We start from the raw sequence: 1956 nt of genomic DNA on the forward strand, positions 1-1956 counted from the left end.
TGTCAACAACGGGTAAAAAGTGATCCACTTACCGCCACCACCAACGGTTTAATATTGATCCACCTTGTTTACTCAGGATTAGCTTCAGCTATAACCCCGGCCTTTCGTTTCTGCTTCAGTCGATAGCTTTCCCCTTTTATTTGCACGACGTGTGAGTGATGTAAGATCCGGTCCAGCATCGCCGATGTCAGCGCTGCATCACCGGCGAACGTCTGATCCCACTGCCCGAACGGCAGGTTGGAGGTCAGGATCATCGCGCTCTTCTCGTAACGTTTGGCGATGACCTGGAAGAACAGCTTGGCTTCCTCCTGACTGAACGGCAGATAACCTATTTCATCGATGATAAGCAGCTTCGGGGCCATGACACCACGATTGAGAGTCGTTTTGTAACGGCCCTGACGCTGTGAAGTGGACAGCTGTAGCAGCAGGTCCGCTGCTGTTGTGAAGCGAACCTTGATGCCCGCCCGTACTGCTTCGTAGCCCATGGCTATCGCCAGATGCGTTTTTCCCACGCCCGATGGCCCCAGCAACACGATGTTTTCGTTACGCTCTATGAAGCTCAGGGATCGCAGCGACTGGATTTGCTTCTGAGGAGCGCCGGTGGCGAAGGTGAAGTCGTACTCCTCGAACGTCTTTACCGCCGGGAAGGCTGCCATCCGCGTGTACATCGCCTGTTTACGCTGATGCCGGGCCAGTTTCTCCTCATGTAACAGGTGCTCCAGGAAGTCCATGTAGCTCCATTCCTGATCCACCGCCTGTTGCGACAGCGCCGGCGCTGCGCCGATAAGACTGTCCAGCTGGAGCTGTTCGGCAAGCACCATCAGCCGTTGATGTTGCAGTTCGACCATCATGCGGCTCCTCTGCAGAACGTGTCATAGATGGAGAGCGGATGATGCAACGGCTGCCTGTCGAAGGTCATCAGGCTTTCATCAACCTGCACGTCATACTGTTTTTTCTCCGGTGGCAGTGCCAGCATGGATTGCTGTTCCTCCACCCAGCGATCGCAGGGGCGGGTCTGGATAGTTTCATGCTTACGTTGATTGGCCACATCGTACAGCCAGCGCAGGCCGTAACGGTTTGCGGTTTCAACATCGACGGTGATCCCCATCGGACGCAGGCGTGTCATTAACGGGATATAGAAGCTGTTGCGGGCGTACTGCACCATCCTCTCCACCTTGCCTTTAGTCTGCGCCCTGAAGGGACGGCACAGGCGGGGAGAGAAGCCCATCTCTTTGCCGAACTGCCACAGGGAAGGATGGAACCGGTGCTGCCCGGTCTGGTAAGCATCACGCTGCAGCACCACCGTTTTCATATTGTCGTACAGGACTTCCTGCGGTACACCGCCGAAGAAGCTGAACGCATTGCGGTGACAGGCTTCCAGCGTGTCGTAGCGCATGTTGTCGGTGAACTCGATGTAAAGCATTCTGCTGTATCCCAGAACAGCGACGAACACATGCAGGGGTGACTTGCCGTTTCGCATGGTCCCCCAGTCAACCTGCATCTGCCGTCCGGGCTCGGTTTCGAAGCGAACGACCGGTTCTGCCTGTGCTGGCAGGGTCTGTTTACGGATGAACTCTCTCAGGATAGTAAGCCCTCCACGATAGCCCAGCTCCATGATTTCCCTGGCAATAACGGTCGCCGGGATTTTGTAGGGATGCGCATCGCTGATCCGCTTAGAGATGTAATCACGGTATTCATCGAGCAGTGATGATGGTGCCGGGCGTGGTGAATACTGCGGCTTTTCAGATTTGGCTTTCAGGTGGCTGCGGACAGTATTGCGCGAAATACCCAGCTCCCTGGCAATGGCCCGGATACTCATTCCCCGCTTGTGCAGGACTTTAATTTCCATACGAATCTCAAAAGTGATCATAAGCTCCCCTGTATTCAGAGGAGCAGATTAACCCCTGGATCAATTTTCAACCGCTGGGGTGGATCAGTTTTGCACCGTTGGTAACA

At 54.9% G+C, this 1956-nt stretch carries 2 protein-coding genes; both read right to left on the reverse strand.

Features of this window, described 5'->3' with window-relative positions; all coding sequences use genetic code 11:
• Window positions 1-68: 68 nt before the first annotated feature.
• Window positions 69-851, reverse strand: coding sequence for an IS21-like element ISSen3 family helper ATPase IstB (istB, locus tag C6A40_RS24680; protein ID WP_001531258.1), 783 nt, complete (start codon window positions 849-851; stop codon window positions 69-71).
• Complete coding sequence (gene istA / locus C6A40_RS24685) at window positions 848-1870, reverse strand: IS21-like element ISSen3 family transposase (protein WP_000627495.1); 1023 nt, start codon at window positions 1868-1870, stop codon at window positions 848-850. Before istA ends, istB begins: the two co-directional genes overlap by 4 nt.
• Window positions 1871-1956: the final 86 nt, after the last annotated feature.

Origin of the sequence: Enterobacter sp. GER_MD16_1505_Eko_090 (assembly GCF_003331015.1) — a bacterium.
Classification (GTDB): domain Bacteria; phylum Pseudomonadota; class Gammaproteobacteria; order Enterobacterales; family Enterobacteriaceae; genus Enterobacter; species Enterobacter roggenkampii.